Source organism: Pseudomonas sp. FeN3W, assembly GCA_030263805.2.
In the GTDB taxonomy this organism is placed as follows: domain Bacteria; phylum Pseudomonadota; class Gammaproteobacteria; order Pseudomonadales; family Pseudomonadaceae; genus Stutzerimonas; species Stutzerimonas stutzeri_G.
The window spans coordinates 286,931-311,737 of sequence record CP136010.1; the positions used below are offsets into that span (position 1 = coordinate 286,931).

Below are 24,807 nucleotides of genomic sequence, written 5' to 3' on the forward strand. Positions count from 1 at the left end.
GCGGAATTGCGCAGCGGTCGTCAGCGCAGCTCGATCCACACCGGGCAGTGGTCCGAAGGTTTCTCCATCGCGCGGATGTCGTAGTCGACGCCGCAATCGGTCACGCGCTGGTGCAGCGCTGCGGTGGTGAGGATGTAGTCGATGCGCAGGCCGCGGCGCGGGTCGTCCTCGAAACCGCGGCTGCGATAGTCGAACCAGCTGAAGCGGTCGACGACTTCCGGGTTGAGGGTGCGGAAGCTGTCCTGCAGCCCCCAGGCCTTCAGGCGCTCGAGCCACTCGCGCTCCTCGGGGAGAAAGCTGCACTTGCCGGTGCGCAGCCAGCGCTTGGCGTTCACTTCGCCGATGCCGATGTCGCAGTCCTGCGGGGAAATATTGAAGTCGCCCATCAGCGCGAGGGATTCCTCGGAGCGGAACTGCTGTTCGAGCAGTGCCTGCAGGTCGGCGTAGAACTTGGTCTTGGCGGGAAACTTCACCGGGTGGGCGCGGCTTTCGCCTTGGGGGAAGTAGCCGTTCATCACGGTCACCTGCTGGCCATCGGCATCGGCGAAGCGGCCCCAGATGAAGCGCTTCTGCGACTCCTCGCCGTCGCTGGGAAAGCCCTTGTGTATTTCCAGCGGAGCCTGGCGCGAGAGCAGGGCGACGCCGTAGTGGCCCTTCTGCCCGTGATAGTGCACGTGATAGCCGAGCGCCTCGATCTCCGCCTGGGGAAACTGTTCGTCAGAAACCTTGGTTTCCTGAAGGCCGATGACGTCCGGTTGGTGCTTTTCAATGATCGCAGAAAGTTGGTGAGGTCTTGCGCGTAATCCATTGATATTAAAGGAGACGATTTTCATGGGATTCCGTGAAGTCTGGCTGAGGCTCAAGTGGAAGGGCACCCGGCACGGCGCTGCCGATGCCGATCTGCCATGGGCAAAGAAGGCCGATTCTAGAGCCGTGCCACCGTGCTTTCCACGTTTCGCGCTGAAACGGACGGCTACCGCATTGCCTTTCGAGGAGCTTGAAAGGCGGGTGATCCGGCGGCGTGGCGGGGCGGGCGAAGCGCTGCTAAGTTGCAAGCATCCCTCTGGAAAAAGCCGAGAGTTGCCATGCCGATGTCTGCCGAGGTTCGCACACTCGATAGTGGTTATGACCGCGAAACCCGCTCGCTGCTGTATCACGCCTACCGTCACGAACCGACCTTCGCCTACCTGTTCGAGGCGGACCGGCCCGGCTATCAACAGCGCGTGCGCGCCACGGTGCGGGAGTTGGTGAACCAGCATTTTCTGCAACAACAACCTGCGCTCGGGCTGCTGCTGGACGACCGGCTGATCGCCGTCGCGCTGATCGCACCGCCGCAACGGCGGCTGGATGTCACCGAAAGCTGGGCCTGGCGCGCGCGTATGCTTCTGACCGCTGGGTTCCGCTGCACCAGGCGCTATCTGGACTACCACGCGGCGGTGCTGGCGTGTCTGCCGACCGGCGCGGTGCATCTGCTGCCGTTGCTCGGTGTGCATCCGCAGTTTCAGGGACAGCAATATGGTGAGCATCTGCTGCAGGCGGTGCACGAGTGGTGCGCCGAGGATGAAACCTCCCAGGGGCTGGTGATCGATACTGGCAACCCGCGCTATCTGAATTTCTACCAGCGGCAGGGCTACGAGGAGATCGGCCAGATCGCCGTCGGCCCGGTGGTCGAACACATCTTCTTTCATCCGGCGCCCAGGCGGATGGAAGCGGCGCGCTAGGTGTGGCCGAATTTTATCCGGGCGGGCCAGTCTGACTGGTCAGAAGCCACGCGATGTCAGCCGATGCCCGCCCCACCGCAAGATTGCCTTACACACTGTCTAGCCCGCACGTTCGGGCTTGCTCGGAAACACGTGCTAGCATCGCTGGCCATGTGCAAATCGAACCGAATCGGCCCGCTGGTAGCCGCACTTTTTATGTTGAGCGGTATCCATGCCAGCGCCGCTGAGCTCGACGTTCGCATCGAGCCCGAGAACCGGGCGCTCCGAGAAAATATCGAGAACTACATAGGCGACCTGGGCGACCGCGACGCGCGCGAGCTGCTGCGCTACAGCCGGGTCGCGCAGAGTCAGGCGGAAAAGGCACTGCAAGCGCTGGGCTACTACCGCAGCCGCATCCGTACCGACGTGCGTGAGGGTGACGAACCGGCACTGGTGTTGCGCGTGCGTACCGGCGAGCCGGTGCGGCTGCGCAATATCACCGTCCGGCTGGACGGGCCGGCCGCGGAGTTCTCCGGCTTTCGCGTCGCCGAGCGTACCCTGCGTCAGGGCGATGTGTTGAACCACGGACGGTACGAGGAGGTGAAACAGCAGTTTCTCAACCAGGCCTCGCGCTTCGGCTATTTCGATGGCCGCTTCACTCAGCAGCGGCTTGCCGTCGATCCGCGGGAGAACGTCGCCGACGTCGAACTGGTGTTCGACAGCGGGCCACGCTACCGCCTGGGCGACGTGCGTTTCGAGGGGGATTCGCCATTCGATGACGACCTGCTCGCGCGCATGGTGCCGTTCGAGGCGGATACCCCGTACGACTCCGAACTGATCGCCGAACTCAGCCAGGCACTGCAATCGAGCGGCTATTTCGAGGGTGTGCGCGTCGATGCCAATCCGAGCGGCGCCAACCAGCAGCGCATCCCGGTTTCGGTCGCGCTCACCACGCGCAAGCCGCGCACCTTTGGCTTCGGTCTTGGTTATTCCACCGACGTCGGCCCGCGGGTCCGGCTGGACTGGACGCGCCACTGGGTCAACCCGCAAGGCCATAGCTACGGTGCCGAGGCGGAACTGTCGGCGCCGCGGCAGAACGTCGGTTTCTGGTACGACATTCCGCTGGACCCGCCACTGACCGACAAGCTGCGCTTCGTCGGCGGCTACCAGTACGAAGAGATCGCCGGCACCGACAGCCTCAGCCGCCTGCTCAAGGTCGGCCCGGAGTGGCACAGTCAGCTGCCCAGCGGCTGGTTGCGCGTGCTGTCGCTGAAGTGGCAGCACGAGGAATATCGCCTCGGGGACGATTCCGGAATCAGCACCTTGCTCATGCCCGGCGTCGCCTACAGCTACCTGCGTAGCGACAACCGTATCGACCCGAGCCGCGGCTATCGCCTGCAGTTCGAAGTGGCCGCCGCGAAGGCCGGGGTGCTTTCCGACGCCGACCTGGTCCACGCCAACGTGCAGCTGCGGGGGCTGACCACGCTGGCCCAGCGGCATCGCTTTCTCGGTCGCGTGCAGCTTGGTGGCAACTGGACCGATGAATACGTCAACGTGCCGCCTTCGCTGCGCTATTTCGCCGGTGGTGATCAGAGCGTGCGTGGCTACGATTACCAGAGCCTGTCACCGACCAATTCCGATGGCGACAAGATCGGCGGCCGCTATCAGTTCGCGGTCAGCGCCGAGTATCAATATTCCATCGCCGAGAAATGGCGTGTCGCGACCTTCGTCGATCAGGGCAACGCCTTCAACTCGTTGGAAATTCCCACGCTGAAAAGTGCCGTCGGCGTCGGTGTGCGCTGGGTATCGCCGGTCGGTCCGATTCGCGTCGATGTCGCTCATCCGCTGGATGGCGACGGTGGCGTCCGCCTGCATTTCTCCATGGGGCCGGAGCTGTGATGCGGGTATTGCGTGGGCTGGGCTGGACGCTGCTTGGGCTGATACTGCTCGTGCTCATCGTCACCACCGTGCTGCTCGGCACTGCCAGCGGTAGCCGCTGGCTGCTGGGGCAGGTTCCGGGGCTGACGGTCGAAGCGTTCGAGGGCCGGCTCGGCCAGCGCTGGCAAGCCGACCGGTTGATCTGGGAGCAGGGCGGCAGTCACGTCGAAGTGCAACAGCCCCGTCTTGCCTGGTCGCCGGCATGCCTGCTCAAGCGCACGCTGTGCATCGACGAGCTGGTGACCGGCGACATCGTCCTCAGCTTTCCGCCCAGCGAGCCCGACCCAGCGGCGGAGCCCTTCAGCTTGCCGGAGCTCGATTTGCCGCTGGCACTGCAAGTCGAGCGCGTCGAAATCGGCCGGGTGACGCTCAATGAAAGCGAGCAGGTGCGAAGCCTGCGCCTGCAGGCGAACTGGCGCGCGGATGGCCTGGATATCCAGCGCCTCGACCTGCGCCGGACGGATGTGGATCTGTCGGTGACTGGCCGGCTGCAGCCCAGCGGTGACTGGCCGCTGACGCTGGAGGGGCAGGCCGCGCTGCAGTCGCCGGATGAACAGCCGTGGGCGCTGATGATCGCCGTGGATGGCGATCTGCGCGAGCAGCTGCAACTCAAGGTCGAGAGTCAGGGCTATCTGGACGGCAGCCTCAGCGGTCAGTTGCGGGCCCTCGATGAGCAATTACCGGCGACGCTCAGGCTGAATGCTGATGGGTTCAAGGCGCTGCCCGATCTGCCGGACACCTTGCGCCTGAACGATCTGGAGCTGACAGCGAGTGGCAACCTGCAGGACGGCTACCGTCTGCTCGGCACCACCGAGCTGCCAGGCGAGGGCGGCGCGGTGCGGCTGGCGCTGGAAGGTGTCGTCAGTCCGAGCGGAGCGCAGATCGAGATGCTCGAGCTCGATGCTGGGCAGCAACGCGATGTGCGGCTGAGTGGCGATGTCGACTGGCAGGACGGTCTGACCGCGAATGCCGATCTGCTCTGGCGCGATTTTCCCTGGCGACGGCTCTACCCGGCGATCGAAGAGCCACCGGTGACGTTGCGCGAGCTCAAGGCGCAGATTCAGTACGACGACGGCAACTATCTCGGCAACTTCGAATCGGCCATGACCGGCCCGGCCGGAGATTTCACACTGAACAGCCCGGTCAGCGGCAACCTCGAAGCCGTGCATCTGCCACAACTGCAACTGCAAGCCGGGCAGGGCAGTGCGACGGGTTCGTTGAGCATCGGCTTCGCCGAGGGCGTCGACTGGAAAGCCGACCTGACGCTGAGCGAACTCGATCCGGCGTACTGGCTGGCCGAGCTGCCGGGCAATCTCGGTGGTTCGCTGAAAAGCCAGGGCGCTTTGCGCGACGAGCAGCTGCAGGCCGAGGCGAGCCTCGATATCGCCGGGCGCCTGCGCGATCAGAACACCAGCCTGCAGCTGCAGGCCAACGGCGAAGGCGAGCGCTGGAACCTGCCGGTCATCGACCTGCGCATGGGCGATAACCGCGTACACGGCAGCGGCACCTGGGCACAGACGCTGGAGGGTCGATTGCAACTGGAACTGAGCCGCCTGGCGCAGCTGTGGCCCGGCCTCCGGGGGCGAGTGAGCGGCGAGGTCACGCTGGCGGGAACCGCAGCGGCGCCGAGCGGGCAGCTCGAGCTCAGCGGTCGCAACCTCGCTTATCAGGACAATCGGCTGCGTCGTCTCAGCGTGCAGGGTCAGCTATCCGATGGGGAGCGCGGTCGGCTGGCGCTAGATGCCGAGCGAATCCGCGCCGGCGAAACCGATCTTGGCGCGCTGCGGATCAATGCCGAAGGCACTGCGGAACGGCATCAGGCCGAGCTGCAACTGCAAGGCCCATCGCTCGACCTGGCGCTGGCCTTCGATGGCAGATTGCGCGGTGAGGATTGGCTTGGCCGGCTGACACGTGGCGAACTCAGCGCGCAGCAGCAGGATTGGGCCCTGCAACGGCCGGCCACGCTGCAGCGTTTCGCCGATGGCCGAGTGGAATTCGGTGCGCATTGTTGGCGCTCCGGGCCCGCCAGCCTCTGCGCGGAGAATCAGCGCCTGCTGCCGGAGCCGCAGATTCGCTATCGCCTGCGCGATTTCTCGCTGCAGACCCTGGCCGAGTATCTGCCCGAAGATTTCCGCTGGCAGGGCGAGCTGAATGCCGATATCGAGCTGGACCTTCCCGCTGGCGGACCCAATGGCCGGGTTCAGGTCGATGCCGGCCCCGGCGTGCTGCGCATTCGCGATGTGGACGAGTGGCACGATTTCCCCTATCAGACCCTGGCGCTGAACAGTCGCCTGCTGCCGGAGCGGATCGACAGCCAGCTGCGCTTCCAGGGCGGTGAGCTGGGCGAGCTTGACGTGCAGCTGCAGATCGATCCGCGGCCCGCAGCCAAGCCAATCGACGGCGAATTTCGCCTGAGCGGTCTCGATCTGTCGGTGGCGCGCCCATTCGTGCCAATGGTCGAGCGCTTGCGTGGCGAACTGAATGGCAGCGGCCAGCTGGCCGGCAGCCTGCAGCAGCCGACGCTCAACGGCCAGCTGCTGTTGAGTGACGGGGAAATCGCCGGCAGCGAACTGCCGACGACCTTCGAAGATCTGCGGGTACGCCTGCTGATCGAAGGTGAGCGACTGAACATCGACGGCAACTGGTGGGCCGGCGAACAGGGGCGCGGCAGCCTGAGCGGCGCACTGGACTGGCGGAACGAACTGGATTTGGACCTCGCGATCAAGGGCAGTCGCCTGCCGGTGGTGGTCGAGCCTTACGCCGACCTCGAAGTCGAGCCTGACCTGCGCATCGTACTCAGCGGTCAGGACCTGGCCGTCAGCGGTCGGGTGGAAGTGCCGCGCGGCGCGATCACGGTTCGCGAGCTACCGCCGGCGACGGTGAAGGTCTCCGAGGACACGGTGATCATCGGTCGTGAAGCCGAGGAGCCGGCGACACCGCTGGCTGTGAAGATGGACATCGATGTCGAGGTGGGCCAGGACCGCCTGCGCTTCTCCGGCTTCGGCCTGACCGCGGATCTCGCCGGTTATCTGCACATCGGCGACAACCTGGATGCGCGCGGCGAGCTGCAGCTGAAGAACGGCCGCTACCGGGCCTACGGCCAGCGGCTGACCATCCGCCGTGCCGAATTGCTGTTCACTGGCGTGATCAGTCAACCGTTCCTCAACATCGAGGCGATCCGGCGGATCGAGGCGGACAACGTGGTCGCCGGCCTGCGCATCACCGGCAGCGCCGAGCAGCCACGCATCGACGTGTTTTCCGAACCCGCCATGAGTCAGGAGCAGGCATTGGCCTATCTGGTGCTGGGGCGACCGCTGGGTGCCGATACCGGGGACAGCAACCTGCTAGCCCAGGCGGCGCTGGGCCTTGGCCTGGCGGGTAGTTCGTCCATCACCGGTGGCCTGGCGCAACGCCTGGGCATTCAGGATTTCCAGCTGGACACCGAAGGCACCGGCGTCGGCACCAGCGTGGTCGCCACCGGACGGCTGACGGAACGGCTGGCATTGCGCTACGGCGTCGGCGTGTTCGAGCCTTCGAATACCATCGCGCTGCGCTATCAGCTGACGCGGCGGATCTTCCTCGAGGCGGCCAGCGGATTGGCCAGTTCGCTGGACCTGTTCTATCGCCGCAATTTCTGAGCAAGCGCACCGCACCGGCACCCGGCTGGTGCGCGACGAGCGAGTCGCGAGCAACGCCCCTGACGAAACATGGATGCCGTCCTCAGTCGTGCGCACCAAACGGCATCAATCCGCACTGGCAGGCGCACCAGAGTGGGCTACGCTGATTTCGCTTTCCATGTCATTTCTGGCTCGACCGGGTTGAGTTGACGGGGTCTGACCGTTCGGTCTGGTTTTCGCGACGATTCGATCATCGAATCTGGCGCGATTGCCCCGAGCCCAATGGGCGAATGCAGTGGTAGCATCCACGCTTCCGAACGTCGCGGTCATAACTGCGCAACGCTCTAGCACGAGTCTTGCAAAGCGCTCGCGGACCTCAGCGCAGCGCAAGCTCCAGAGGCGTATCGGAATCGCCGTTACCTGGTCGCTGAAAAACCACCGCCACAAGCGCCATGTTTTTCAACGGCTCCACGGTAGCGCGACCCTAACGCGAGGGAACTCGCCTATAAGAAATAAGGTGCTCGAATGGAATTTCTGAATAACCTCGTCAATAGCGTCAACGGCCTCGTCTGGGGCCCACCCATGCTGGTGCTGATCCTCGGTACCGGCCTGTTCCTGATGATCTTCCTCAAATTCATGCCGCTGACCCGCATCCCGACCGGTTTTGCGCTGATGTGGGGTGGGCGTGCCAAAGGCGACGAAGCCACTGGTGAAATCAGCCCGTTCCAGGCATTGATGACCTCGCTGGCGGCGACCGTGGGCACCGGCAACATCGCGGGCGTGGCCACGGCCATCTTCCTCGGCGGGCCGGGTGCGCTGTTCTGGATGTGGTGCACCGCGCTGGTGGGTATGGCCACCAAGTACTGCGAAGTCGTGCTGGCCGTTCACTACCGCGAGAAGGACGACCGTGGCGAGCACGTCGGCGGCCCGATGTATGCGATCAAGAACGGGCTGGGCAAGAAGTGGGTCTGGCTGGGCACGGCCTTCGCCATCTTCGGCGGCCTGGCCGGCTTCGGCATTGGCAACATGGTGCAGGTCAACAGCATGGCCCATGCGCTGGAAACCACCTTCTCGGTGCCGCTGTGGGCGACCGGCCTGATCACCATGGTGATCGTCGGCCTGGTAATTCTTGGCGGTATTCGCCGCATCGGTGTGGTCGCCGCGTCGCTGGTACCGTTCATGTGCCTGGCTTACCTGATCGCTGCTGTAGTGGTGCTGGTAGTCAATGCATCGGCCATTCCGGCGGCGTTTGACCTGATCTTCACCCACGCCTTCACCCCGATCGCCGCTACCGGTGGTTTCGCCGGCGCTGCGGTCATGGCGGCGATTCGCTTCGGTGTTGCCCGCGGCATCTTCTCCAACGAGGCGGGCCTTGGTACCGCCGGTATCGCTCAGGCGGCCGGCACCACCACCAGCTCGGTGCGCTCGGGCATGATCGGCATGCTGGGTACGTTCATCGACACCATCATCGTCTGTTCGATGACCGGTCTGGCGATCATCTGCACCGGCGTCTGGACCAGCGGCGAAAGCGGCGCAGCGCTGTCTGCGGCAGCCTTCGAGTCGGCCATGCCGGGTATCGGTGGCGTCATCCTGACCATCGCGCTGGTGGTCTTCGCCTTTACCACCATCCTTGGTTGGAGCTATTTCGGCGAGAAATGCTGGGAGTTCCTGGTCGGCACGCGAGCCATCTGGCCGTTCCGCGTGATCTGGGTTCTGGCGGTGCCGTTCGGTGCCATCGCCCAGCTCGACTTCGCCTGGCTGTTGGCCGATACCCTCAACGGCCTGATGGCGATCCCCAACCTGGTTTCGCTGTTGCTGCTGAGTCCGGTAGTGGTCAAGCTGACCAAGGAATATTTCGCACGCAGCTGATGTCCGATGGCGACCGGTGCAGGCCAACCTGCGCTGCATCGGTCGTGTGTAGGAACAAGGCCCGTGTCGACCACCCAGGTCGTGGAGCTCTGCGTTCCACGACCTTTTTTATGCCCATGCATATCGAGGAGCGAAGCAAATGACTGAAATCACCCTGAAAGGCACACCGATCCAAGTAGCCGGTGACTTCCCGCAGGCCGGCCAGCAGGCCAATGCGTTCCGCCTGGTGGGCGCTGACCTTTCCGATGTCGAGCTGTCGAGCCTTGCCGGCAAGCGCAAGATTCTCAACATCTTCCCAAGCATCGACACGCCGACCTGCGCCACCTCGGTGCGCAAGTTCAACGCGCAGGCCAATGCCCTGGAAAACACCGTGGTGCTGTGCATTTCCGCCGACCTGCCATTCGCGCAGAAACGCTTCTGCGGCGCCGAGGGGCTGGAAAATGTCATCAACCTGTCCACCATGCGCGGTGCCGAGTTCCTCAAGGATTACGGCGTAGCGATTGCCAGCGGTCCGCTGGCCGGGGTCGCGGCACGCGCGGTAGTCGTGCTCGATGAGCAGGATCGCGTCCTGCACAGCGAGTTGGTCAGCGAAATTGGCAGTGAGCCGAACTACGAGGCAGCCATCGCCTCGCTTGGCTGATCGGCCTTTTTGGGAACGAAACGGCGAGTCGCTTTCAAACGCGCTCGCCGTTTCGTTTCTGGCGACAGAAATCCATCGATAGGTGCAAAACCGCCCGTCGTCGTCAATTAGCGCTAACCCTCCGAGGCAACTACTTTCATGCATGCCGCCTGGCTTCAGCGTTCCGGGTGTGGAGAAGTCTGCAAAAGTGGCAAATAGGCAGCTTTTCAAAAATCTTTTCGCTCAGCTGCTGTCATAGCGCTGATGCCCATTGAATGGATTCAGTTATGCCTACCTCAGAGATCAAGAAAATCGGTGTATCCGGAACCGGAATGATCGCCCGCGGCTTCGTGCGGCTAATCAAGAAACACTATCCGGACATGGAAATCTCGCGCGTCCTGACACGCCGACCGCTCTCAACGATGGCTGACTTCCCGCTGGCAGACGTACTCACCAACTCGCTGGACGAGCTGATCGATCATTCCGATCTGATCGTCGAGTGCAGTGGTGACGTGTTCCATGGGACTTCAGTCATCGAACGTGCTTTTGAAGCCGGTTTGCAGGTCGTAACGGTCAATGCAGAGCTGCAAGTGACCACGGGCTCCTACCTGGCCGGCAGAGGCTTCCTTACCGAAGCCGAGGGCGACCAGCCGGGTTCCCTTGCGGCCCTGCATGAAGACGCGCTGCAGATGGGCTTTCAGCCGCTGGTGTACGGCAATATGAAGGGCTATCTGAACCATGATCCGACTCCGGAAGACATGGTCTACTGGGCCAATCGGCAGGGGATCAGCGTCGACCAGACTACGTCCTTCACCGACGGCACCAAGGTGCAGATCGAGCAGGTGATCATTGGTAACGGCCTGGGCGCCACCATCACCCGTCAGGGCATGGAAGGTCTGGCCTCGACCAACCTGGACGACAGTGCCAGCCTGCTCGGCATGATGGCCGAGCGCGCCGGGCAGCCAATCGTCGACTACGTCATTCCTTCCGGCTACCCGGCCGGCGGCGTGTTCCTGGTGGGCAGGCATGACGAGGATCAGGCGCAGGCAATCGAATACTTCAAGCTGGGCCGCGGGCCCTTCTACACGCTGGTGCGTCCGTTCCACCTCTGCTCGCTGGAAGTGGGCAAGACCGTACGCCGCGTGCTGAATGGCGGCGGTGTGCTGCTCAACAACTCGACCGAACCGACCCTCGGTGTCGCGGCCATCGCCAAGCGCGCCATGAAGCCGGGCGAACTGATCGAGCGTGGCATCGGTGGTTTCCAGTTCCGTGGCGAGGCGATCAAGCTCGCCGAGCACTCGGATCACGTGCCGATCGGTCTGCTGCGCAAGACTGCGCTCAAACGCGCCGTCGAGCCTGGCCAGATCATCACCTTCGACGACATCGACATTCTGCCGAGTCGCGCTCTGGATATCGTGCTGGAGCAGCGCAAGCCGCGCATGAGCGAAGTCGAGAGCAAACCGTCAGACTGTGCTGAACCTGGCATCAACACCAACACCATGGGGATGCTCGCCTTCGGCGGTTGAACGACCCTCGAACCAACAAGGCCGCTGTCCGATGTCAGCGGCCTTTTTGTTTTTGCTGTCAGTGAGGATCGAAAGAGCGGCGATGCAGGGACCGCCGCGCTGCCGTCAGGCTTTGCGCATGGACCAGTAGTGTCGCTTGAACAGGTCGCGCTCGCCGAGCAGAGTCACGCCGGCGGCGAAACCGATCAGCACCAGCCCGATATAGACGCAGAGTTCGATAAAGCCTTGTGGCTGGGGCACGAAGTGCAGCGCCGTGGCCAACACCGTTGCGGTCGCAGCCCAGCGCGCGAGCACAGCCACACCGGCGCCCTTGGGCGAAGCGCGATAGACGAACAGCCCCATGAACAGCGCCTGCAACGTGACACCGCAGGAGAAGGCCAGCGCCAGGCCTGCAGCCCCATAGGGCTTGTAAAGCGCGGCATCCAGGCTGATGGTCATGGCCGAGCTGATCAGCGTGATCACCAGAAACAGGCGAACCTGGTGCTGGGCGAGCAGGGCGCGGCCCCAGAGCAAGGCGAGCCCCATCGACGGCAGACCGAGCGCGTAGATGACCATCAGCGAGGCCGTCGCCTGGGTTTGCGTGGCGCCGAACTCGCCGCGTTCAAGCAGTACCGCGACAACCGCTTCCGGGAAGGAGCACAGCACGACGGTGGCCGGCACCAGAAACAGCAACGTCGCCAGCAGTCCCTTGCGGATAACCGCGGCATGAGCACTGTGATCCTGCTCGTTCCAGCTGGAAGAGAATTGCGGGAAAAGCACGGAAAGCACGGACATCGCGTACAGCGTCAGCGGGATAGTGACGATGCGGAAGGCGAACGACAGCATGGTGATGCTGCCTTCCTCGAGGAACGAGGCGAACATCCGCTCGGCCAGGATGCACGCCTGCTGGGCACCGGCGGCCAGCAGTACCGGGGCGAATGCCAGGCCAAACTGACTGCCGTGGCCTTTTTCCAGCGGTTGCGCTTCTCCTCGCAGGTAACGAATGCGGCGGTGCTGCACGACGATCAGGGCCAGCTGCGGCAACAGCATGCCGAGGAAGATCACCATGCCGCTGGGTTCGAACAGCAGAATCCCGATGATTGCTCCGGCATTGAGCAGCAGGGTCCGCGTCATCGGCATGACGAACACGTTGTCCATGTTGAGCAACGCGCCCTGGCAGTACAGCGCGGCCTGTACGCCGATCAGTAGTGCACCGATGCAGAAGACCAGTTGTCCGTTGGCGACCTGTTCCGGTGTCCAGCCCGGCGCCAGGGCGTTCAGCACCCAGTAGCTGGTCAGCAGTATCAGCAGGCAGGCCGCCCCACCGAGCAGCATGATGCGCCAGTACAGCCAGCGCGCGACCGCCTCGAACAGCGATTGCGACTGGCTGCGCAGCTTCTGCAGGTACGGGATCATGGCGTCGCGCAAGGCGAGACCGAGGAAGTTCTCGAAGAACAGCGGCAGGATCAGGGCGACGAAGATGAGGTCCGCTTCCCAGCTGAGGCCGAAAGAGCGGGCGATGAACAGATCGCGAAGAAACCCGAGAAGAAAACTGGCGACGGTCAACGCCAGAATGACCAGCGATACATTCATTCCTTGATCCTTGCTGGCCATCGATGATGGCCCGTTAGCGACACGACAATGTCCGATTCGACGTGCTGGCAGACCATACGGCCTGCTTACAGCTCTTCCCCTCGCAGCTCGCTGGCCCGAGAAGAACGCTAAATAGACTTAAGACCCGGCACATGGTTCCGACGCGCACAGGTCGGTCTGGGGCTCTTCATACATGCCGATACGTAAAAATGCCGTAAAGGCACTTTGCGAGCGGTTCGCGACTGCTTATGGTTCACGCTCCTTTTCAAGCGAACCCCGTTCATGACCGTGGCTCATCCTTCTTCCGCACGTTCCAGCCTTCGTTGGCTGCTCATCATCCTCGCCATAGCTGCCATCGGGCTGTTGGTCTGGTGGCTGTGGCCTGCACCTCAGGAAACCCCTCAGCGTCCAGGCGGGCGGCCAGGCTTCGGCGCATTTGGCGGGCCAGTGCCCGTGCGCGTGGCCAAGGTGGAGCAGGGGGAGTTCGAGGTCTTCAACAAGGCGCTCGGCAGCGTGACGCCCTTGAACACGGTGAATCTGCGCAGCCGGGTAGGCGGCGAACTGGTCGAGCTGCGTTTCGAGGAGGGGCAGCGCGTCAAGCAGGGCGATCTGCTGGCTGTCATCGACCCGCGCCCTTACAAGGTCGCGTTGCAGCAGGCAGAGGGCACCTTGCAGCAGAACCGCGCCCAGCTGAAGAACGCGCAGGTGGACTTCGAGCGATATCGCGGCCTCTACGCCGACGACAGCATTGCCAAGCAGACGCTGGATACCCAGGAAGCGCTGGTCAGCCAGTACCAGGGCACGCTGGCTGCCAATCAGGCGGCGGTCAACGAGGCGCGCCTGAATCTCGAGTTCACCCAGATTCGCTCACCCATCGATGGTCGGGTCGGCCTGCGTCAGCTCGATGTAGGCAATCTGGTCACGGCCAACGACACCACGCCGCTGGTGGTGATCACCCAGACCCAGCCGATGTCCATCAGCTTCACCTTGCCCGAGGGCGAGTTGCTGCCGGTGCTCACCCGCTATCGCCAGGGCGATCAGCTGGCCGTGCAGATCTGGGATCGCGGTGAAAAGATCCAGTTTGGCGAGGGCGTGCTGGAGAGCATCGATAACCAGATCGACGCGGCCACCGGCACACTGCGCCTGAAGGCGCGTTTCGACAATGAAGCGGAGCTGCTCATCCCCAACCAGTTCGTCAACGTGCGCCTGCGGGTGGAGACCCTGCGCGATGCCGTGCTGATTCCGTCTGCGGCGCTGCAGTTCGGCTCGCGCGGTACCTTCGTCTACGTCGTCGGTGACGACAACAAGGTGGAGCTGCGGACGCTGCAGGCCGGGCCTACCAACGGTGCGACCACGGTAGTGCTCGAGGGCTTGAAGGTGGGCGAGCGGGTGGTGATGGAGGGCACCGACCGACTGCGCGATGACGCTGAAGTGGAGGTCGTGGGCAGTCAGCGCATGGCCGAACAGGCCGCGGAAAATCCGGTACTCGGGGGCGGTGAGGCTGCGGAGCGCGAAGAGCGATGAACATCTCGCGGTTGTTCATCCTGCGACCGGTTGCGACCACGCTGAGCATGATCGCAATCCTGCTGGCAGGGCTGATCGCCTACAAGCTGTTGCCGGTGGCGGCATTGCCACAGGTGGACTACCCGACGATCCGCGTGATGACGCTGTATCCCGGGGCCAGCCCCGAAGTCATGACCAGCGCCGTCACCGCGCCGCTGGAGCGCCAGTTCGGGCAGATGCCGGGCCTCGAGCAGCTGTCATCCACCAGTTCCGGCGGCGCCTCGGTGATTACCCTGCGTTTCTCGCTGGATGTGGCGCTGGATGTGGCCGAGCAGGAAGTGCAGGCTGCGATCAATGCAGCGAACAACCTGCTGCCCAACGATTTGCCGGCGCCACCGGTGTACAACAAGGTCAACCCGGCCGATACGCCGGTGCTGACCCTGGCGGTGACATCCGAATCGCTGCCACTGCCCAAACTGCATGATCTGGTCGACACGCGCATGGCGCAGAAACTGGCGCAGATCAACGGCGTCGGCATGGTCAGTATCGCCGGTGGCCAGCGCCCGGCGGTGCGTATCCGCACCAACCCGGAAGCACTTGCCGCGTACGGTCTGTCGCTGGCCGACGTGCGCTCGCTGATCACCAGCTCCAACGTCAATCAGCCCAAGGGTAACTTCGACGGCCCGACCCGGGTGTCGATGCTCGATGCCAACGACCAGCTGAAGACGCCAGAGGAATATGCCGAGCTGATCCTCACCTACGAGGATGGCGCCGCGCTGCGGCTGAAGGATGTCGCCGACATCATCGACGGCGCCGAGAACGAGCGCCTCGCGGCGTGGGCCAACGACAGCCAGGCGGTGCTGCTCAATGTCCAGCGCCAGCCCGGTGCCAACGTCATCGACGTGGTCGAGCGCATCCAGGCGCTGCTACCGGAAGTGACTGCCAGCATGCCGGCCGGCCTGGATGTGGTGGTGCTCACCGACCGTACCCAGACAATCCGCGCGGCGGTCACCGACGTGCAGCACGAGCTGATGCTCGCCACCTTCCTGGTGGTGATGGTCACCTTCGTCTTTCTCAAGAAACTCTCGGCCACGGTGATCCCGTCGATTGCCGTGCCGCTGTCGCTGGTCGGCACTTTCGCGGTGATGTACGTCTGCGGTTTCTCCCTGAACAACCTGACCCTGATGGCGCTGACGATTGCCACCGGCTTCGTGGTGGACGATGCCATCGTCATGCTGGAGAACATCGCGCGACACCTGGAGGAGGGCGAGACACCGCTCAACGCCGCGCTGAAGGGCGCGAAACAGATCGGTTTCACCTTGATCTCGCTGACTTTCTCGCTGATCGCCGTGCTGATTCCGCTGCTGTTCATGCAAGACGTGGTTGGCCGACTGTTCCGCGAGTTCGCCATCACCCTGGCGGTGGCGATTCTGATCTCGCTGGTGGTGTCGCTGACGCTGACGCCGATGATGTGCGCCAAGCTGCTCAAGGCGGAAACCGCCGCCGAGGCCAAGCCGGACTGGGTCGAGCGGCTGATCGGCGGCTATTCGCGCTGGCTGACCTGGGTGCTCGGGCACCAGATGCTGACCCTGCTCGTCGCCGTCGCGACCCTGGGGCTCACCGTCGTTCTCTACCTGGCGGTGCCCAAGGGCTTCTTCCCGGTACAGGACACCGGTGTGATCCAAGGCATCAGCGAGGCACCGCAATCGATTTCCTTCCGCGCCATGAGCGAGCGCCAGCAGGCACTGGCGCGGGTGATTCTTGCCGATCCGGCGGTGGACAGCCTGTCGTCCTACATCGGCGTGGATGGCGACAACGTCACGCTCAACAGCGGCCGCCTGCTGATCAACCTCAAGCCCCACGGTGAGCGCGATCTGACTGCCAGCCAGATCATCGACCGGCTGCGACCGGAGCTGGCCAAAGTGCCGGGTATCGAGCTGTACCTGCAGCCGGTGCAGGATCTGTCCATCGAGGACCGGGTCAGTCGCACCCAGTTCCAGTTCAGCCTGGAAACGCCGGACAGCAACCTGCTGCAGGAGTGGACGCCGCGGTTGGTCGAGGCGCTGCGCGAGCGCCCGGAACTCACCGACGTCGCCAGCGACCTGCAAGGCAACGGTCTGCAGATCTATCTGGACATCGACCGTGACGCCGCGGCGCGCCTGGGCATCCAGGTCGCGGATATCACCGACGCGCTCTACGATGCCTTCGGCCAGCGGCAGATCTCGACCATCTTCACCCAGGCCAGCCAGTACCGCGTGGTGCTGGAGGCAGAGGCAGGCAACCGCCTAGGCCCGCAGGCGCTGGAGCAGTTGTTCGTGCAGAGCGAAGGCGGCACGCCGGTGCGATTGTCCAGCCTGGCGACGCTGGAGCAACGCAACGCGCCCTTGCTGATCAACCATATCGGCCAGTTCCCGGCGGTGACCCTGTCGTTCAACCTGGCCAGCGGCGTCTCGCTCGGCAAGGCGGTTGAAGTGATCGAGGCAGTGGAGCAGGAGATCGGGCTGCCGGCCGGTATCCAGACGCGCTTCCAGGGTGCGGCCGAGGCGTTCCGCGCCTCGCTGTCGAGCACACTGCTGCTGATTCTCGCCGCGGTGGTGACCATGTATATCGTGCTCGGCGTGCTCTACGAGAGCTATATCCACCCGATCACCATCCTCTCGACGCTGCCGTCGGCGGCGGTCGGTGCCTTGCTTGCCTTGTTGCTGACCGGCAACGACCTCGGGCTGATCGCGATCATCGGCATCATCCTGCTGATCGGCATCGTCAAGAAGAACGCGATCATGATGATCGACTTCGCCCTGGAGGCCGAACGGCAGCAGGGCATGAGTCCGCAGGATGCGATCTACCGCGCGGCGCTGCTGCGTTTCCGGCCGATCCTGATGACCACTCTGGCGGCGCTGTTTGGTGCGATTCCGCTGATGCTGGCATCCGGCTCCGGCGCCGAGTTGCGCCAACCGTTGGGTCTGGTGCTGGTCGGCGGTCTGCTGCTCAGCCAGCTGCTGACGCTGTTCACCACCCCGGTGATCTATTTGTTCTTCGATCGGCTCGGCCAGCGCTTTGCCCGCAAGGACGAAGTGGGACAGGGGGTTGGAGCGTGAGTGTCGAGCTGGAAGCTGGAAGCTGGAAGCTGGAAGCAGAGCAATGCGTGCATGCTGGAAAGCGCCCGATATTGGCCAAAACGGGTGGTCGCTCCGTTCGGTCGGCAGCAGGTATTGTCACGAGCCGTGCTTTTAGCTTCCAGCTTCCAGCTTCCGGCTTCCAGCTCTCCTCTGGAGCGCACCCATGAACCTCTCCGCTCCCTTTATCGCCCGTCCCGTGGCGACCATGTTGCTCAGTCTGGCGATCCTGTTGCTGGGTGGCGTCAGCTTCGGCCTGCTGCCGGTATCGCCGCTGCCGAATATGGATTTCCCGGTGATCACCGTGCAGGCCAGCCTGCCGGGCGCCAGCCCGGAGATCATGGCCTCCAGCGTCGCGACCCCCTTGGAGCGCTCGCTGGGCAGTATCGCCGGGGTCAGCCAGATGACCAGTCGCAGCAGCCAGGGCTCGACGCGGATCATCATCCAGTTCGATCTGGATCGCGAGATCAATGGTGCCGCCCGCGATGTGCAGGCGGCCATCAACGCCGCGCGCAACCTGCTGCCCAGCGGCATGCGCAGCATGCCCACCTACCGCAAGATCAATCCGTCCCAGGCGCCGATCATGGTGCTCTCGTTGACCTCGGACGTGCTGGACAAGGCCGATCTCTACGACATCGGCTCGACCATCCTGGCGCAGAAGCTGTCGCAGGTGTCCGGCGTCGGCGAAATTCAGGTCGGCGGCAGCTCGCTGCCCGCCGTGCGCATCGAACTGCAGCCGCAGCAGCTGGAACAGTACGGCGTGTCGCTGGACGAAGTGCGCCAGACCATCGCCAACGGCAACGTGCGCCGGCCCAAGGGCATGGTCGAGGATGCAGACCGTCACTGGCAGGTTCGCGCCAATGACCAGTTGCACGATGCGGCCGACTACACACCGCTGATCATCCGCTACCAGGAGGGCGCGGCGCTGCGCCTGGGTGATGTCGCGAAGGTGCGCGATTCGGTGGAGGACCGCTACAACAGTGGCTTCTTCAACAACGAACAGGCGGTGCTGCTGATCGTCAACCGCCAGGCCGGCGCCAACATCATCGAAACCATCGAGGGCATCCGCCGCGAACTGCCGGCGTTGCAGGCGATCATGCCCGGCAGCGTCGATCTGAACGTTGCCATGGACCGCTCGCCGGTGATCCGCGCCACGTTGCACGAGGCCGAGCGCACGCTGCTGATCGCGGTAGGGCTGGTCATCGTGCTGGTGTTCCTGTTTCTCGGCAGCCTGCGCACCTCACTGATCCCGGCGCTGGCGGTACCGGTGTCGCTGGTCGGTACCTTTGCCGTGATGTACCTGTTCGGCTTTTCGCTGAACATCCTCTCGCTGATGGCGCTGATTCTCGCTGCCGGCCTGGTGGTGGACGACGCCATCGTGGTGCTGGAGAACATCGCCCGGCATATCGACGACGGCATGCCACCGTTGAAGGCCGCCTACGTCGGCACCCGCGAGGTCGGTTTCACGTTGCTGTCGATGAACCTCTCGCTGGTGGTGGTGTTCGTCTCCATTCTCTACATGGGTGGCATCGTCGAGCGCCTGTTCCGCGAGTTTTCCATCACCCTGGCGGCGGCGATTCTGGTCTCCCTGCTGGTGTCGCTGACCCTGACGCCGATGCTCTGCGCGCGCTGGCTGAAGCCACACCAGCCGGCGCAGGAAGGCCGCCTGCAGCGCTGGAGCCACCAGGCCCATCAGTGGCTGCTGCGTCACTACGACCGGTCGCTGAGCTGGGCACTGCGGCATCGCCGCATCACCCTGTTGAGCCTGCTGGCGACCATCGCGCTGAACGTTGTGCTCTATGTGCAGGTGCCCAAGACCTTCCTGCCGCAACAGGACACCGGCCAGCTGACCGGCTTCATCCGCGGTGATGACGGCCTGTCCTTCCAGGTCATGCAGCCGAAGATGGAAGTCTTCCGCAAGGCGGTGCTCGCCGATCCGGCGGTGGAGAGCGTGGCGGGCTTCATCGGCGGGCAGGGCGGTATCAACAACGCCTTCATGATCGTGCGCCTCAAGCCGCTGAGCGAGCGGAAGATTTCGGCGCAGAAGGTCATCGAGCGCATCCGCAAGAACCAGCCCAAGGTACCTGGCGGACGCATGTTCCTCATGGCCGATCAGGACCTGCAGTTCGGCGGTGGTCGGCAGAGCAGTTCGGCCTATTCCTACACGCTGCTGGCCAGCGACCTGAATGATCTGCGCACCTGGGTGCCGCGGGTCACCCAGGCACTGTCGGCGCTGCCGGAACTGACCAGCATCGACGCCAATGACGGCGAAGGCGCGCAGCAGATCAGCCTGAAGATCGATCGCGACGCGGCCAAGCGTCTGGGCATCGACATGAGTACCGTGACCACGCTGCTGAACAACGCTTTCAGCCAGCGGCAGATTTCTACCATCTACGAATCGCTCAACCAGTACCAGGTGGTGATGGAGATCGATCCGAGCTACGCGCAGTATCCCGAGGTGCTGGAGCAAATCCACGTCGTCACCGAGGATGGCCGGCGCGTGCCGCTCGCCGCGCTCGCCCGCTACGAGCGCAGCCTGGAGGAAGATAGGGTCAGCCACGACGGGCAGTTCGCTGCGGAGAACATCGACTTCGACCTCGCTCCTGACGTCAGCCTCGATCAGGCGACCCTGGCCATCGAGCGCGCCGTCGCCGCCATCGGCATGCCGAGTGAGGTGCAGGGCCGCCTCGGTGGCACTGGCAGCGCCTTCGAAAGCACTCAGCAAGGCCAGCCACTGATGATTCTCGGTGCCTTGCTGCTGGTCTACATCGTGCTGGGCATCCTCTACGAGAGCTATATCCATCCGCTGACCATTCTCTCGACACTGCCGTCGGCCGGGGTCGGCGCGTTGCTGGCGATCATCCTCACCGGCGACCAATTCAGCCTGATCTCGCTGCTCGGGCTGTTCCTGCTGATCGGCGTGGTGAAGAAGAACGCGATCCTGATGATCGACCTGGCCCTGCAGTTCGAACGCAACGACAGCCTGTCGCCCACCGATTCGATCCATCGCGCCTGCCTGCTGCGTTTCCGGCCGATCCTGATGACCACCATGGCCGCCATCCTCGGCGCGCTGCCGCTGCTGCTCGGCGGCGCGGAAGGCGCCGAGATGCGCCAGCCGCTGGGGCTGACCATCATCGGCGGTCTGCTGCTGAGTCAGATCCTGACCCTCTACACCACGCCGGTGGTCTATCTGTACCTGGACCGCCTGCGTCATCGTTTCAACAGCTGGCGCGGTGTTCGCACCGATGCCGCCCTGGAAAACCCGCTATGAATCCGTCGTCGCTGAACCCCTCATCGCTGAAGCATGCCCTGCGGCCCCTCGCGGCTGCCGTGCTGACCCTGTCGTTGGGCGCCTGCACCCTGGGCCCGGACTATCAACGTCCGGAGCTGCCCGTGGCTACCGAATTCAAACAGGCCGAAGGCTGGAAAGCCGCGGCGCCGGCCGATGTGTTGGCGCGTGGCGAGTGGTGGCGGCTTTATAACGATGCCGATCTGGACGCCCTGGTCGCCCGGCTGAACGTCGACAATCAAAACCTGGCCGCCGCCGAGGCGCAGTTCCGTCAGGCGCGGGCACTGGTGCGTGGTGCACGCTCACAGCTATTTCCGATCCTCTCCGGCAGCGCCGGGGTGACCCGCTCGGCGCAGGGCAGCGGTAGCTCGGACACCAGCGGCGGCTCGTTCGGCAGTGGCGTCAGCGAAAGCTACGAAGCGGGCCTGAGTGCGTCCTGGGAGGCGGATATCTGGGGCCGGCTGCGGCGCAATCTGGAAGCGAACCGCGCCAGCATGCAGGCCAGCGCCGCAGACCTGGCCGCAGTGCGACTGAGCCTGCAAGCCGAGCTGGTGCAGACCTACCTGCAACTGCGTGTGATCGACGAACATCAGCGCCTGCTTGATCAGACCGTCGCGGCCTACGTGCGCTCGCTGCGTCTGACCGAGAACCAGTATCGGGCCGGCATCGTGCCGAAATCCGACGTCGCCCAGGCGCAGACGCAACTCAAGAGCACCCAGGCCCAGGCCATCGACCTGCGCTGGCAGCGGGCACAGATGGAGCACGCGATCGCCGTGCTCATCGGCGTTGCACCCTCGGAACTGGACATCGCGGTGCGCGCGGATATCCCGGCGTTGCCAGGCGTGCCGCTGGCCGTGCCGTCGCAGCTGCTGGAGCGGCGTCCCGATATCGCCTCTGCCGAGCGCCAGGTCATGGCGGCCAATGCCAACATCGGCGTCGCCGAAGCGGCCTGGTACCCGGACCTGACGCTCTCCGCCAGCGGTGGCTACCGCAACAGCAGCTTCAGCGACCTGTTCAGCGTGCCCAACCGCTTCTGGTCGCTCGGCCCGCAACTGGCGCTGACGCTGCTCGACTTCGGCAGCCGCCGCGCCGAACTGGAGCGTGCCGAAGCCAGTTACGACCAGACCGTGGCCACTTACCGGCAGACCGTGCTCGACAGCTTCCGCGAGGTGGAGGATTACCTGGTGCAGTTACGGGTGCTGGAAGAGGAGGCGGTGGTGCAGCGCGAGGCGCTGGAGGCGGCCCAGGAGTCCCTGCGTCTGATCGAGAACCAGTATCGGGCAGGCACCGTCGATTTCCTCAGCGTTGCCACGGTGCAGACCACCGCGCTGAACAACGAGCGCACCAACCTGACCCTGCTAGGCGATCGACTGACTGCCAGTGTGCTGCTGATCGCCGCGCTGGGCGGTGGCTGGGACAGCCAGCAGCTGGATCAGCCACCGACGGCGGCGACCGTGCCGGACGCGCGCTGACTCCATCCGCGAAGCCGCTTCCGGAAACCAAAAGCCCCGCTTGATCGCGGGGCTTTTGCGTTCTAAGCGGCGTCGCTTAATTGCGTTGCTTGCGATTGACGGTCTGGGCCGCCTTGATGATGTCCGCGCCGATCACCGGCTCGAACTGCTGCCACACCGGACGCATCGCTTCGCGCCAGCGCTCGCGCTCTTCCGGAGTCAGGCTGACGATCTCGGTCGTTCCCGCCTGGCGAATGCGCTCGCGGTCGGCCTGATTCAGCTCTTCGGCTTCGCGATTCACCATGTAGCTCACCTCGTCGAGGATGGCTTCCAGCTCGAAACGGATCTTGTGCGGCATGCCCATCCAGAAGCGGGTGTTGCTGACCACCATGTAATCGAGCACACCGTGATCGCTCTCGATGATGTAGGGCTGCACGGTATGCATCTTCTTGCTGTAGATGTTCGACCAGGGATTCTCCGCGCCCTGTACGGTGCCGGTACGCAGGGCGTCGTAGACATCGGCGAAGGGGATTTTCTGGGTCGATGCGCCGACTGCACCGAACTGCGCTTCGAGCACGGCCGAGGGTTGAATGCGGAAGCTCAGCCCCGATGCATCGCTCGGCAGGCGCAGCATACGGGTCGCCGAGAGCTGCTTCATGCCGTTGTGCCAGTAGGCCAGGCCGGTGATGTTCTGGTCTTCCATCGAGCGCAGCAGCTGTTTGCCCTTGGTGCGCTTCTGGAAGCGGTTTACCGCGTCGATATCGTCGAACAGGAAGGGCAGGTCGAATACCTGCAGCTGCTTGGTGTATTGCTCGAACTTGGCCAGTGACGGCGCCAGCAGCTGCACTTCGTTGTTGCGCAATGCCTCCAGCTCCGTGGCATCACCGAACAGCGTCGAATTCGGGTAGACCTCGACGCTTACCTGGCCGGGCAGACGCTCCTCGGCCAGGCGCTTGAACATCAGTGCACCCTTGCCCTTGGGCGTGTCCTCGGCCACTACGTGAGAAAACTTGATGACGATGGGCTCAGCCTGGGCGAATGCGCTGGTGACCGCCAGCACAAGCCCGGCAAGGGTAATGATCGGCTTCATGAAAGACTCTTTATTCTGGTTGGTTGGCAGTTCGTCCAGGCGGACCGACCGCAAGGACGCTTCTAGGCTTTCAACCGCTTCTTATGCCAAAGATAGGTGACGACTGAAAGCGCTTTCCCCAACCAACCCAGCGGGAGCGGCACTACGTCACATTTGCGGTGGCGGCATAACAGAGTGGAGTGCACTGCCTGGCCCGGCTCTCCAATCCGCTGGTGGCTTAATCCAGATCCAGCAATAGCCCTGATTGCAGGCGTTTCGGTAGCTTGCGTACCACCAACTGGTGTGCGCGGGTCAGCAGGTCGCGCAGTTCTTCGTCGGCTAGAGGAATCTGCCGACCGCTCATGCTGATCCAGTGCGCCCGGGCCAGGTAAGGAGCCGGGCGGATGCCGGGACGGTCCACGAAACCCAGAAACAGGTCGCTATGGACCTTGAATGCCAGGTGCTCGCCAAGAAAATCGAGGACGGCGAACATCTTGTTGTCCGCTACCGAGAACACCCGGTTGCTGCCCCACTTGAGGTCTTCACGGGTGCCGGGAAGCGTCAGGCAGAAGGCGGCGATCTGATCCGTAGTCATCATCGGTCCGCTCCTGTTGGTTGCGGCAGCTGCAACTGCGCGCGCGCATGCCGGATGAACGCCTCCACCGCCTGTGGGCGCAGGGCAGCTTGTTCGATCGTGTCGCCCCGATAGGCCTGGCGGGCTGTCTCCAGTACGGCACGGTGCTCGTCCGGCAGACATTCGAGCAACCAGGCCGCTGCGACGTCCTTCGGGGCGATGGCGTCCGTGGTCAGGGTCAGCCAGATGCGCGCCACGGCCAATACCACGTTGCACTCATCGCCTTGCCAGTCGGCAGGCTCGCACCATTGCGCCAGCGTGTCGTGCAAGGCTTGGCGCATGTCTCGCTCGGGCACCGGCTCGAACAGCTCGGCCGCGCTTGGGCCAAGCAGGCTGATGCCGTGCTTGCGCACCTGGTGCAGAAGAATGGCCAGGTCGTGGTCTTCCTGGGGCGGTTCGATGCGGCCGGCTTCGATATCGGCGCGCAGCCATTCGCCGAACTGCAGCTCGCGCATTGCCGGATAGCGCCAGGGCCATACCGAGCTGCGTACCACCCAGGTGACTTCCAGCGGACGCAGACGCTCGCTGGCCGGCCAGGCGGAAAGCATCAGCAGCTCGTCCATGACTGTGCGGCGCGTGGCCTCCGGCAGGGGGGCTGCAACCGTAACAAGCAGGTCGAGATCGCTGCCGGGTTTCAGCCCACCGACAACGGCCGAGCCGAACAGATGCACGGCCAGCAGGTTCCCGCCCAGGTGACGCTGCAGCAGGGCCAGTACCTGCTCGACCTGGCTGGATACCGATGTATTCATGAACGCTTCTAGGGGCATCAGAGTCAGACCGGATTAAGAGGCAAGAGGTGGTTGCCCGGCTCCGACAATACAAACAGGGCGACGATAGCGCTATCCCGGCGCATTCATCGGGAGCGTACGTTGCGGGAAATGGCTGAGGCGTTCAGCCCCCAAGG

General features: G+C 64.0%; 15 protein-coding genes. 10 read left to right on the top strand and 5 right to left on the bottom strand.

What is annotated here, in order from left to right:
- Positions 1-20: 20 nt before the first annotated feature.
- Positions 21-833 (bottom strand): exodeoxyribonuclease III, encoded by an 813-nt coding sequence (gene xthA / locus P5704_001300; GenBank protein ID WOF79170.1) that lies wholly within the window; start codon positions 831-833, stop codon positions 21-23.
- Positions 834-1,085: 252 nt separating this feature from the next.
- On the opposite strand from xthA, the gene P5704_001305 reads away from it, so the two are divergent.
- The 6 genes from P5704_001305 to P5704_001330 all read left to right on the top strand — a co-directional run bounded on the left by P5704_001305 (position 1,086) and on the right by P5704_001330 (position 11,269).
- The gene (locus P5704_001305; GenBank protein WOF79171.1) at positions 1,086-1,721 is read left to right on the top strand and encodes a GNAT family N-acetyltransferase; all 636 of its coding nucleotides are present in this window, start codon (positions 1,086-1,088) and stop codon (positions 1,719-1,721) included.
- A 150-nt stretch (positions 1,722-1,871) separates the two neighbouring features.
- Positions 1,872-3,599, top strand: coding sequence for an autotransporter assembly complex family protein (locus tag P5704_001310; GenBank protein ID WOF79172.1), 1,728 nt, complete (start codon positions 1,872-1,874; stop codon positions 3,597-3,599).
- A complete protein-coding gene (locus P5704_001315; protein WOF79173.1) occupies positions 3,599-7,276 on the top strand; it encodes a translocation/assembly module TamB domain-containing protein in 3,678 nt (1,225 codons plus the stop codon). Before P5704_001310 ends, P5704_001315 begins: the two co-directional genes overlap by 1 nt.
- A 504-nt stretch (positions 7,277-7,780) precedes the next feature.
- Positions 7,781-9,124 (top strand): sodium:alanine symporter family protein, encoded by a 1,344-nt coding sequence (locus P5704_001320; protein WOF79174.1) that lies wholly within the window; start codon positions 7,781-7,783, stop codon positions 9,122-9,124.
- Positions 9,125-9,263: 139 nt separating this feature from the next.
- Positions 9,264-9,764: a thiol peroxidase gene (gene tpx, locus P5704_001325; protein ID WOF79175.1), complete on the top strand. Its 501-nt coding sequence runs from the start codon at positions 9,264-9,266 to the stop codon at positions 9,762-9,764.
- 311 nt (positions 9,765-10,075) lie between these two features.
- A complete protein-coding gene (locus P5704_001330; GenBank protein ID WOF81144.1) occupies positions 10,076-11,269 on the top strand; it encodes an NAD(P)-dependent oxidoreductase in 1,194 nt (397 codons plus the stop codon).
- Between the two features lie 105 nt (positions 11,270-11,374).
- On the opposite strand, the gene P5704_001335 is transcribed toward P5704_001330, so the two are convergent.
- Positions 11,375-12,841, bottom strand: coding sequence for a lipid II flippase MurJ (locus P5704_001335; protein ID WOF79176.1), 1,467 nt, complete (start codon positions 12,839-12,841; stop codon positions 11,375-11,377).
- A gap of 282 nt (positions 12,842-13,123) precedes the next feature.
- On the opposite strand from P5704_001335, the gene P5704_001340 reads away from it, so the two are divergent.
- The 4 genes from P5704_001340 to P5704_001355 all read left to right on the top strand — a co-directional run bounded on the left by P5704_001340 (position 13,124) and on the right by P5704_001355 (position 22,221).
- The gene (locus tag P5704_001340; protein WOF79177.1) at positions 13,124-14,365 is read left to right on the top strand and encodes an MdtA/MuxA family multidrug efflux RND transporter periplasmic adaptor subunit; all 1,242 of its coding nucleotides are present in this window, start codon (positions 13,124-13,126) and stop codon (positions 14,363-14,365) included.
- The gene (locus tag P5704_001345) at positions 14,362-17,442 is read left to right on the top strand and encodes an MdtB/MuxB family multidrug efflux RND transporter permease subunit (protein ID WOF79178.1); all 3,081 of its coding nucleotides are present in this window, start codon (positions 14,362-14,364) and stop codon (positions 17,440-17,442) included. The genes P5704_001340 and P5704_001345 overlap by 4 nt, the downstream gene beginning before the upstream one ends.
- 184 nt (positions 17,443-17,626) lie before the next feature.
- Complete coding sequence (locus P5704_001350; protein ID WOF79179.1) at positions 17,627-20,731, top strand: efflux RND transporter permease subunit; 3,105 nt, start codon at positions 17,627-17,629, stop codon at positions 20,729-20,731.
- Positions 20,728-22,221 carry an efflux transporter outer membrane subunit gene (locus P5704_001355; GenBank protein WOF79180.1) on the top strand — a complete coding sequence of 498 codons (1,494 nt, stop codon included), beginning with the start codon at positions 20,728-20,730 and terminating at the stop codon, positions 22,219-22,221. Before P5704_001350 ends, P5704_001355 begins: the two co-directional genes overlap by 4 nt.
- A gap of 76 nt (positions 22,222-22,297) precedes the next feature.
- On the opposite strand, the gene P5704_001360 is transcribed toward P5704_001355, so the two are convergent.
- The 3 genes from P5704_001360 to P5704_001370 form a co-directional block, all read right to left on the bottom strand.
- The gene (locus P5704_001360) at positions 22,298-23,290 is read right to left on the bottom strand and encodes a TRAP transporter substrate-binding protein (protein WOF79181.1); all 993 of its coding nucleotides are present in this window, start codon (positions 23,288-23,290) and stop codon (positions 22,298-22,300) included.
- Positions 23,291-23,507: 217 nt separating this feature from the next.
- Positions 23,508-23,864, bottom strand: a complete 357-nt coding sequence (locus tag P5704_001365) for an MmcQ/YjbR family DNA-binding protein (protein ID WOF81145.1) — start codon at positions 23,862-23,864, stop codon at positions 23,508-23,510.
- Complete coding sequence (locus P5704_001370) at positions 23,864-24,652, bottom strand: aminoglycoside nucleotidyltransferase ANT9 (GenBank protein ID WOF79182.1); 789 nt, start codon at positions 24,650-24,652, stop codon at positions 23,864-23,866. The genes P5704_001365 and P5704_001370 overlap by 1 nt, the downstream gene beginning before the upstream one ends.
- Positions 24,653-24,807 lie beyond the last annotated feature (155 nt).

What these genes read in the sequence shown, in the direction of transcription:
- P5704_001335 (WOF79176.1), bottom strand. Translation starts at nt 12,841, where the DNA reads ATGAATGTATCGCTGGTCATTCTGGCGTTGACCGTCGCCAGTTTTCTT.
- P5704_001350 (WOF79179.1), top strand. Translation starts at nt 17,627, where the DNA reads ATGAACCTCTCCGCTCCCTTTATCGCCCGTCCCGTGGCGACCATGTTG.
- P5704_001315 (WOF79173.1), top strand. Translation starts at nt 3,599, where the DNA reads ATGCGGGTATTGCGTGGGCTGGGCTGGACGCTGCTTGGGCTGATACTG.
- P5704_001370 (WOF79182.1), bottom strand. Translation starts at nt 24,652, where the DNA reads ATGAATACATCGGTATCCAGCCAGGTCGAGCAGGTACTGGCCCTGCTG.
- P5704_001360 (WOF79181.1), bottom strand. Translation starts at nt 23,290, where the DNA reads ATGAAGCCGATCATTACCCTTGCCGGGCTTGTGCTGGCGGTCACCAGC.
- P5704_001305 (WOF79171.1), top strand. Translation starts at nt 1,086, where the DNA reads ATGCCGATGTCTGCCGAGGTTCGCACACTCGATAGTGGTTATGACCGC.
- P5704_001355 (WOF79180.1), top strand. Translation starts at nt 20,728, where the DNA reads ATGAATCCGTCGTCGCTGAACCCCTCATCGCTGAAGCATGCCCTGCGG.
- P5704_001340 (WOF79177.1), top strand. Translation starts at nt 13,124, where the DNA reads ATGACCGTGGCTCATCCTTCTTCCGCACGTTCCAGCCTTCGTTGGCTG.
- P5704_001365 (WOF81145.1), bottom strand. Translation starts at nt 23,864, where the DNA reads ATGACTACGGATCAGATCGCCGCCTTCTGCCTGACGCTTCCCGGCACC.
- P5704_001320 (WOF79174.1), top strand. Translation starts at nt 7,781, where the DNA reads ATGGAATTTCTGAATAACCTCGTCAATAGCGTCAACGGCCTCGTCTGG.
- P5704_001310 (WOF79172.1), top strand. Translation starts at nt 1,872, where the DNA reads ATGTGCAAATCGAACCGAATCGGCCCGCTGGTAGCCGCACTTTTTATG.
- P5704_001345 (WOF79178.1), top strand. Translation starts at nt 14,362, where the DNA reads ATGAACATCTCGCGGTTGTTCATCCTGCGACCGGTTGCGACCACGCTG.
- tpx (WOF79175.1), top strand. Translation starts at nt 9,264, where the DNA reads ATGACTGAAATCACCCTGAAAGGCACACCGATCCAAGTAGCCGGTGAC.
- P5704_001330 (WOF81144.1), top strand. Translation starts at nt 10,076, where the DNA reads ATGATCGCCCGCGGCTTCGTGCGGCTAATCAAGAAACACTATCCGGAC.
- xthA (WOF79170.1), bottom strand. Translation starts at nt 833, where the DNA reads ATGAAAATCGTCTCCTTTAATATCAATGGATTACGCGCAAGACCTCAC.